We start from the raw sequence: 9,195 nt of genomic DNA on the forward strand, positions 1-9,195 counted from the left end.
TAAATATCATGAAAAAACTATTTGATATCCAAAGAAAATTTCGGTTTACAGTTTATGTGCTGTTCATTACCAGTCTCTCGATGATTGGGCTAAATGTCTATGTGTTTACCATTTCCTTGAATCTGGTGGAACGGTCCAAACAAAAAATCTATGTGCTGGACAATGGGAAATCTCTTTTGGTAGCGCTTCGGGAAGACATTACCGAGAATAGAAATGCAGAAGCCAGGGATCATGTAAAACGCTTTCATGAGTTGTTTTTTACTTTGGAACCCGACAAGCAATACATCGAAAACAATCTACGGGAAGCACTTTATTTGTCTGATCGTTCCGCCATGGATCAATACCAGTCTTTCAAGGAGAACAATGTCTACAATCAGGTGATCGCCTCAGATATCAGCATGACTGTGCAGACCGATTCCATAGAGCTGGATTTTTCCACTTATCCCTACCGTTTCTATTTTTTTGGAAAGCAGAAAATTGTGCGCAAGTCCAACATTACCATTCGGAATTTAAGTACTTCCGGAGCTATGCGGAACATTTCCAGAACGGATAACAATCCCCATGGTTTTTTATTGGAGAACTGGAGGATAGAGGACAATAAGGACATTGAAACCATCAGAAGAAAACAATTCTAAAAAACATCATTATGGAAACGAAGCAATCTCCAAAATATAGAAAGAGTTTTATAATGCTTTTTGATGTCTGGTTGAGAAGAGCCGATGAAAAGGACAAAGCGTTGGCTCCAGATGCCAGAAAAGGAAAATGGGCACTGATTGTGATTGCATTTTTCCTTCTTTTCGGCAGCTATTTTATTTGGTTGCCAATGGCGCAATTTGTTGGGCATCAGCTTGAATCACCCGCTGTAAATGTCTTTGAAATAAATAAGAAAGAAACTGACACGTCAACATTTGAGATGCCCGTGGATTCATTTGAAAATCAACTTAAACGAAATTTACATGAGAACTTACTTAAAGAAAAATAAGTCTTTACTATTCCTGCCTTTGGTACTGCTTCCCTTTGTAGTACTCATTTTTTACATATTGGGAGGAGGAGAGAAGGCTTTACAGCAAAATGCCCTAGATAACAAGGCCAAAAAAGAAGGAGCCAATTATTTTCTGCCAGAAGCAGAAAAGAGCATAAAAATATTTGATAAAATGGAAGCCTATCAACAGCAGGATCTGGCTGTCCAATTGGGAAATGAAAACGTTCAGCAAGAGCATGTTTTAAAGGAAGGAGAACAGGAAGGAAGTGACTCAGTTGCGGGAACAGACAGTCTTTTGGTCCTTTTGCAAAAAAATAAGAAGGAAGATGTTTCTGATCAACTGCTGGCACACATTCGACAAAAGGAAATACTGGTTAGAAATGATTTGGAAAAGGAAGTTTTTCCAAGTCAAAAGAAAATCCAGAAAAGTCCAGTTAAAAAAACGGGAAGGCCAATACCTCAAGAAAAACAACGGATGAGCAAATTGGTAGATTCCGAAACAGGATTGGAAAAATTGGAGGAGGTCTTTGATGAAAATATCAGCCTGAATCAGGAAAATGATTCTTTGAAATTTTATCTGGAGCAAGCAAAGGGTCAGCTATCTCAGCTGAAAAAGCAAAGATTAAGGAGCTTCACATTGAAAAAGAAAGAGGAGATAAGTTTCAATGGGAAGATTACTTCCAACTCCATGATCAGAGCTGAGGTCTACGAAACTACCAAGGTTTTGGACGGGAACCGCATCAAAATGCGTCTCTTGGAAGATGTCTGGCTGGACGGACAAAAAGTGCCTGGGAATTCTTTTTTATACGGGATCTGTAAGATCAATAATGAGCGTCTGCAAATACAAGTTTCCAATTTTCCTGTTGCCGATTATTTTTTGCCTGTGAACTTGGAAATTCATGATCTGGATGGTCTTCCAGGTTTATACATCCCTGATAATGTGGCAAGAAGAGTGAGCAAAGAAGTGGGGAGTAGAACCAATGCTTCAAGTCTATGGGGGATGAGTAATGACCCAATAACTAATATGGGCATTTCAGCAGCTGATCAAACAACACGAAGCCTTCTGAAAAGAGTAAGGCTTAAAAAAGTCAGCATCAAGGAAAATACTCTTGTTTATTTAATCAATAAAAAGCAGCAACCATGAAAAAATACAACATTACCTTTTTCCTTTTGTTCCCCTTAATACTGTTTGCAGAAAATCAGATTAAGGTTTGTGAGAACAAAGTTATTCATCTGATTTCAGAGGAGGAAATAACCTATTTGCAGTTAGGTAACCAGGATTTACTCCTGGCTGAAATTGTACCTGAACATTCCAATTTGGCACGCATAAAAGCTCAGGGAGAGTTTGAAGGAGAAACTTCTATTACTTTGGTTTCCGCCGGGCAGCTTTATACACTGATTCTGACTTATGGAACAGACCCGGAAAACGCATATTTACTTCAGGATTTTGAGTCCAGAGAGGCGGATTTATATTTGGGGCAGCTGATGAGCAGGGAAGATTTGGATGAGAATTGCAGAAGGATTTTGGAAGATCAAAAACGAAGGGGCAGAAGCCATAAAATGGACAAAGACGGTATCAGTTTGGAGCTAAGGAATATCTACCAGAGCAATGATGTTTTGTTTTTTGAAGTTGGAATCAAAAACAACACAGATATGGGCTATGATGTGGAAAGCTTTCAATGGTGGATCGCTGACAAAAGACAGTTTCGGGCCGGCAATACTCAGGAGTATCAGTTGCGCCCCCGATTTCAATATTACTCTCTGGCTTATGTTCCAGCCCAAAGCAGTGTCAGGGAAATTTTTGTTCTGCCCAAACTGAATGTTCCCGATCAGCGGATACTGCGCATTGAAATGCTGGAAAAAGCACTGGGGAACACTGGGCGAAAGCTTAGTCTGGAACTGGAAAACAGAGATATTCTTAAGGCCGAAAATTTATAAGTCAAAAAGGACAGGAAAAAGATGAGTGATGAATCAAGAGAATTGGTAAAGCTGCATGAGGGATTTCGATTTTTTTCCTACTTCCTTTTGATCCTGTCTTTGTACTTGAGTCAAATGACATTTTTTAAAGGCCTGGGAATCTATCAGATCGAACTGGAAGCTCTGTTCATAAAGTTGATAAGTATTGAGTTTTTGGCTCATCCTGTCTACTCCAAGACGGTCTGCTTGGTTTTTTTAATCATTACCTGCATTGGAACTAAAGCTAAAAAGGACAGGGAACTGAAAATTTCCACTCTGATCTTTCAGATCCTGTTTGGCATGATTTTTTACTGGGGAAGCTTGTTGCTAGTCAAATGGCAGGCAGGCCTTTATCTTTTGTTTTCCTTTTGGGGCTTTGTAATTCTGAACATTGCCTTTGACAATATCTCTAAACTGATCAATGTAAATCTGATGAAAGATCGTTTCAACAGTGAGAATGAAAGTTTTCCCCAACTCCAGGAGCTGAAGGAAAATGAGTATTCGGTCAATCTGCCCACTCAGTTTCAGTACAAAGGAGAGATCAGGCAGGGATGGATCAATGTGGTCAATCCTTTTCGGGGAAGTATGGTGATTGGAACACCTGGATCCGGGAAATCCTTTTCTGTGGTACTGCCTTTTATTAAACAACATCTGAACAAAGAATTTTGTATGTGCGTGTATGATTTTAAATTTCCAGATTTATCACAAGTAGCTTACAATCATTTTTTGAAAGCAAAAAAGAAAAAGAAGCTGCCAGCCAGTTCGGCTTTTTACATGATCAACTTTGATGACATTCGCAAATCTTATCGCTGCAATCCTTTGGCACCAGAACTCATGGAAAGCCCCATTGATGCCTTTGAATCTTCCAGAACGGTTCTTTACAATTTGAACCGGGAATGGATCCGAAAACAAGGGGAGTTCTTTTCCGAATCTGCCGTCTCCTTTTTTGCAGCGGTCATCTGGTTTTTGAAGCGTTACCAAAAGGGACAGTATTGCACACTGCCTCATGCCATAGAACTATTGCAGCTGGACTATGATGATCTTTTTGAAGTGCTCTCTCAGGAAAAAGATGTGGTGAACATCATCAACCCTTTTCTCAATGCGCACCAAAGAGGAGCGAGTGAGCAGCTGGAAGGACAGTTGGGAAGTTTGAAAATCGCCATTTCCAAGATCATCAGTAAAGAGATTTACTGGATTTGTTCAGGAAATGATTTCTCATTGGACATCAATGATCCCAAACAGCCAAAGGTGATTTGCCTGGCCAACAATCCCCTTCGAATTGAGATGTATGGAGCCGTACTTTCCCTGTACATCACCAGAATGCTCAAGGTGATGAACCGAAAGGGGCAGCACAAAACTTCATTGATCTTTGATGAGCTGCCAACCATCTATTTTCGCGGTTTGGATACCCTGATTGCAACGGCCCGAAGCAATCGGATTTCCATTTTGCTGGGCATGCAGACCATCGATCAGCTGATTCGTGATTATGGGAAGGAGCAGGCCAATGCCATTTTGACCAATATTGGAAATGTGTTTGCTGGTCAGTCGGTAGGCGATACGGCCAAGTTGATCCAAAGCAGAATGGGGAAAATTCTGCAGGAGAGACAGTCCGTTACGATCAACAAAAACACACAATCGACTTCTTTCTCAACGCAGATGGATTATCTGGTTCCGGAAGGGAAAATTGCTACTCTGCCACAAGGAGTTATGGTAGGACAGATCGCCGATAATTTTGAACAGGAGATCACCCAAAAGAATTTCAACGCTTTGATTCAGGTGGATGCCCATCAGGTGAAAAGGGAGGAGAAGCACTATCAGTCCATCCCGGATATTTATCTCTTCGATGATGTGGAAGCTGTCCTGGAAAACAATCGCAGCCGAATCTGTGAGGACATACAGAAAATCTTATTGGAATGTAAAAGGAATGCGCAATGAGTGAATTCTGTTTACCTAGAATGCTAACAAGTAAAATTTGAAATGATGGAACAAACAACAAGAATTACCAAGGAAGAGATCCCTTTTGAGAAGCTGGAGAAAGCCGGGATCAAAAAAGATTTTGTAGATCGAATGGAAAGTCAGGAATTAAAAGATTTTTTAAATGGCTTTCGATCTGCCAAACTATACACGATCAATGCTAAAATCAATGATGAGCAGTATCAGATTCCTACTAAAATCAGATTACAGAAAGAGGAAGATGGCAGCGTGAAAGTAAAGGTGCATCCCATTCAACGCCTGCACATTCCTGATGAATATTTGGGACACAAATTCACTAAGGAAGAAAAAACGGCTCTTTTGGAAGATAAACACTTAGGAAAAACAATTGAAATGATTAATCAGAAGGGAGAAAAGGACAATTACTATCTTTCCTTGGATCCCAAAACCAATGAGCTGATTCCACTTCGTTCCAAACACATAAGAGTGCCGGAAAAGATCAAGGGAGCAAGTCTTTCTGAAGAACAAAAGCAGCAATTGGCAGCTGGAAAGAAAATACATCTGGATGGGATGACAGGAAAAAACGGGAAGAAATTTTCGGCAAGCCTTCAGGTGGATGCAGCCAATCGCAGCATCAATTTTTCTGGTTTTAAACAGGAGAAAGAGAAGGAAAAGGAACAAAAGCCAGAGAAAAAAAGAGGAAACAAACAAAAAGTTGGATGATTTACTCATGCTTCGGTTAAGGTGAGGGAAGACATTTCTATTGGTTGGGAGGTCTTCCCTTTTTTTGAAAAAATAAACTGAATCAAGGACTGGATTTAAAATTTAAAGAGGGGAATGCAAGATGTGTTTTTGTAATACAAAAACTCTTGTGCCTTCCGGCAGGGACTTTTCATCCGGGGATGAAAAGCTTGATTGTCCAATGGACAAGGAGGAATAGATATGAGACCCAAAACCGAAGAATACGAGTTGTTGGATGAACTTCTTGTTGTTCGTTTGACCAAACTGGAAAAGAGACTTCTTCTAAAAAGATGCAAGGAGGAAGGCTATCGAACGATGAGTGATTTTTGCCGTGCCAAGCTGGTGAAAAAACGGGAAATCCGAAAAATTGAAGTAAGTAAAGACTTTGTTCGGATTACTAAAAAACTGGATTACCAGCTCAATAAAATTGGCGTGAACCTCAATCAGGTTTCCAGAAATATTAACGCCCAACAGGTTTATCAATTTGGTCCTTCGGATCGGGAAGTCTTTCTAAAAGTCCTGCAGGAACTTCGAAACTGTTTTTCCGTTTTGCAAAACTACATGGATGTAATTGAATAAAAACAAAAGCTCCTTTCTTTCATGGTTATCGTTATTCATCAAACTACCAGTACCGAGAATGCCTTTCTTTATAATGAGAAGAAAGTAGAGCAGAAGGTGGCAACATTTTTTCACAGCCGAAACACCAAAGCCATTAATCCTTTTTTCTACGATAAAAAGCACCGACTAAAAGAGATTACAGATGTTGAAAAGCTTAATCTCAGAGTAAAAAATAAATGCCTTCACATATCTGTAAATCCATCTGCAGAGGATTTACTGAAATTAAATGACCAGATTCTACGAAAGGAAATGGATCAGTTTATGCAGCACATGGGCTATGGGGATCAGACTTATTTAGTCTACAAGCACAAGGATCTGGAGCGGATGCATTTTCACATTGTATCTACCCGGATTGATCATATAACTGGCAAGAAAATAAAAGATAATCATGAGCGGCAGAAGGCTCAGAATTTCATTAAAGAATTAGAGCTTAGACATCAGTTGGATAATAGTAAAAGATCAGAGAAGCCAGTTTTTAAATTTTCAGCAAGAAGCAGAAACATTAAACAAAGTCTGGAAAACCTTTTTTTTCATATCAACCAATTGAAAGAAGTAAATTCCAAAATACTGTATAACGAAACTCTGAGACTGTTCAATGTGGAAATCAGAAAATCGGGCAGAGGTCATCTTGTTGTCGTGACAGATGGGAAGGGGAAGGTGATTCGCTATCCGATTTGTCTGTCGAAATTTAAGGAAATGCCTAATTTTTATTTGTCAGAAAAACAGAACTCAGAACCAAAAGAGAACGCAAGGAGAATAGTCGGATTCAAGTGGGGAGTTACCGACGAGTTCTTAAAAGAATTATTTAATAATTATAGAACAAAGCATCAAGAGCAAAAAAGGAATAAAAGTTGTCGATTACCAAAGAAATACAACAGACAAAGAAAAAGGTAAAATGTATTTTGATCTTATTTTTGAAGCTAGAGCACAACTTTCTCAAAATCAAATACTTTTCGGGGTGTGTCTTTTTATAACCTGACAGCGTGCTTTTGCACCTGTCAGAGTTATGCTTACCTAATTGAAAATTATTTACTTATTATCTAATAACTCACTTGGAACCGCAACATGTAATTTAAAATCAATATTCAAAAATTCGTTAAGAGCTTTTCGTTGTGTGAAATCGATCATTTCTTTGGTTAATCGTCTAAACTCTTTTTCTTGACTTCCTTTTTTCTTGGCATTCTTTAACGAATTCAATTCAGTTTTTAGAATTTGAAAGCAATAGCTGAAGAAACTATAATAATCTCTATAGTCCTGTAAAAATTGTTCATCTTTATTTCCTTTGTAACGATTATTTTCATTCATAAACAGAACTGTATTATTCATGTTATGCAACGCATATTGAATACTGCTTTGCATCAAAAAAGATGTATTTCTTAGCAATAATTCATTTTTACAAAACCCATCGAGAAAAGATGGAAAAGGATAAGTAACTCCTAAACTATTCCCCATATAGGTAACATTTTGATTTTGTCTGTATTTACCATCATATTTGGCTAATTCAGTTAAATACCCATTACCTAATAGTGATTGACAGTTTTTAATTTCTTCGATTCCAGCTTCAATAAGTTCAACCGTTTTTGTATGCTCTATTGTTGCATTTTCAATTCTATTAAAATAAAAACCCATAATTATTGCTAAAAATTTTCCTGACACTGTTAATGCTATTTGCACTAATTTGTCAAAATTCTTTAAGAATTGGTAAAATGAGTTAATGATCAAAGCAAGAAATATTGCTAAAGTTATTGTAATCATCTTTTAAATTATTTTATTATTTCTACTTCTTGAATATATTCTCAGGTATTGAACTGAGATGAAATTTGAGATTTAGTATCAAAGTAATTGCAGACTTGATTACCATCTGTTAGGATGTGTGCCAGGAGCAACCCACTCTCCGGTTTGATACCATATCTCATAATAGTATAGCCACCATGTAACCCACACTATAATAGAATCAGCAAGGAAATCAGTTAGAATATTAAAATCCTTATAATAAAGGCATAATTGATCTGAATGATAAACGTGAGGTAAGCTTGTTTTTCCTTCTCTGATTTTTAACTTTGGAGATAAAATTTCAATAATGGGAGGTTTATTTTGCCAATAAGTAATGCGTACATCATACTCAGGGCTGATGGCTGTTGGTTTTACTTTCCCACGAACAACCAATAATTTGCGAAAATTTATTTTTCCAGACCAATTACTATAAGTCTGGTTGATTTTCTTTAATTGTCTATATACTGAAATGACCATATCAATTACCTCCGTGAAAAATATTTGGTTTATCTTTCTGTTTGTTTGTGCCAAAATTAGTACTAGCGATTCCGTTGCCAACATGAACTCCGGTTAATCCTTTATCCCTCATTCTTTGTACAAACACACCTTGTTCTTTTATTGCATTTTCAAAAGCGCCTGTTCCAAAATTTGATTTAAACAACTCGAATAAATTTTCGCCTTGTGCTGTGTTGAGCTTTATCCATAATTCACGTAACGATTTCATGAATGATAGAAACTCTTGAAATAAGCGAGGATTATTACCCCATTCTTTGGTGAATATTTCTTCCGATAATACAGGGTTGGAAATATGAAACTGTCTAAAAAATCGTTTGTTCTCCATCACGGCCAAATCAAATCGCTCAACAATTTTATTAATGGTCTCATAAATGGAACTTTCTCCTTGGTACATCTGTCCAACCAGAGTTGTGAGTATAATACTTAATGGTGCTAGTTTTTCTTTTCCTTCAAAATAGACATCTCGGTATCTTTTAATGAGCTGAACCGCATGTTGCAAAGGCTGTTTTAAGTGATTCGGATCATCTTTGGGTAATTCTTGTGTAGCCCTGATTTCCATCCCCTCATAGAAATCGTGAAGATAAATAGAGGTTTGCAAAATATACTTTTTTTCAAACCATTGTGGATAAATCGCTCCATTATGTGCCACCCATTTCGGTTCAAAGTGTGCCACTGAT

11 protein-coding genes are annotated in these 9,195 nt (G+C 37.8%); 8 read left to right on the forward strand and 3 right to left on the reverse strand.

Features of this window, described 5'->3' with window-relative positions; translation table 11 throughout:
• Window positions 1–8 precede the first annotated feature (8 nt).
• The 8 genes from traK (at window position 9) to QUH73_RS18800 (ending at window position 7,123) form a co-directional block, all read left to right on the forward strand.
• The gene (gene traK / locus QUH73_RS18765) at window positions 9–635 is read left to right on the forward strand and encodes a conjugative transposon protein TraK (protein ID WP_289531975.1); all 627 of its coding nucleotides are present in this window, start codon (window positions 9–11) and stop codon (window positions 633–635) included.
• A gap of 11 nt (window positions 636–646) precedes the next feature.
• On the forward strand, window positions 647–982 hold the full coding sequence (locus QUH73_RS18770; RefSeq protein ID WP_289531976.1) for a hypothetical protein: 336 nt from the start codon (window positions 647–649) through the stop codon (window positions 980–982).
• A complete protein-coding gene (gene traM / locus QUH73_RS18775; RefSeq protein WP_289531977.1) occupies window positions 957–2,126 on the forward strand; it encodes a conjugative transposon protein TraM in 1,170 nt (389 codons plus the stop codon). The genes QUH73_RS18770 and traM overlap by 26 nt, the downstream gene beginning before the upstream one ends.
• On the forward strand, window positions 2,123–2,920 hold the full coding sequence (locus QUH73_RS18780; RefSeq protein WP_289531978.1) for a DUF4138 domain-containing protein: 798 nt from the start codon (window positions 2,123–2,125) through the stop codon (window positions 2,918–2,920). Before traM ends, QUH73_RS18780 begins: the two co-directional genes overlap by 4 nt.
• Window positions 2,921–2,941: 21 nt before the next feature.
• Complete coding sequence (locus tag QUH73_RS18785) at window positions 2,942–4,873, forward strand: type IV secretory system conjugative DNA transfer family protein (protein WP_289531979.1); 1,932 nt, start codon at window positions 2,942–2,944, stop codon at window positions 4,871–4,873.
• A 45-nt stretch (window positions 4,874–4,918) separates the two neighbouring features.
• Window positions 4,919–5,593, forward strand: coding sequence for a DUF3945 domain-containing protein (locus QUH73_RS18790; protein WP_289531980.1), 675 nt, complete (start codon window positions 4,919–4,921; stop codon window positions 5,591–5,593).
• A gap of 219 nt (window positions 5,594–5,812) precedes the next feature.
• Window positions 5,813–6,190: a plasmid mobilization relaxosome protein MobC gene (locus QUH73_RS18795; RefSeq protein ID WP_289531981.1), complete on the forward strand. Its 378-nt coding sequence runs from the start codon at window positions 5,813–5,815 to the stop codon at window positions 6,188–6,190.
• 21 nt (window positions 6,191–6,211) lie between these two features.
• Window positions 6,212–7,123 carry a relaxase/mobilization nuclease domain-containing protein gene (locus QUH73_RS18800; RefSeq protein WP_289531982.1) on the forward strand — a complete coding sequence of 304 codons (912 nt, stop codon included), beginning with the start codon at window positions 6,212–6,214 and terminating at the stop codon, window positions 7,121–7,123.
• A gap of 135 nt (window positions 7,124–7,258) precedes the next feature.
• Here the strand turns inward: QUH73_RS18800 and QUH73_RS18805 are convergent, their stop codons facing one another.
• From QUH73_RS18805 to QUH73_RS18815, 3 genes are all read right to left on the reverse strand, one after another.
• Window positions 7,259–7,984, reverse strand: coding sequence for a hypothetical protein (locus QUH73_RS18805; protein WP_289531983.1), 726 nt, complete (start codon window positions 7,982–7,984; stop codon window positions 7,259–7,261).
• Window positions 7,985–8,083: 99 nt separating this feature from the next.
• On the reverse strand, window positions 8,084–8,479 hold the full coding sequence (locus QUH73_RS18810) for a hypothetical protein (protein ID WP_289531984.1): 396 nt from the start codon (window positions 8,477–8,479) through the stop codon (window positions 8,084–8,086).
• Window position 8,480: 1 nt separating this feature from the next.
• Window positions 8,481–9,195 (reverse strand): hypothetical protein (locus QUH73_RS18815; protein WP_289531985.1); only part of this gene is annotated, 715 nt, incomplete at its 5' end.

The sequence above is a fragment of the Labilibaculum sp. K2S genome (assembly GCF_030372765.1).
Classification (GTDB): Bacteria; Bacteroidota; Bacteroidia; order Bacteroidales; family Marinifilaceae; genus Labilibaculum.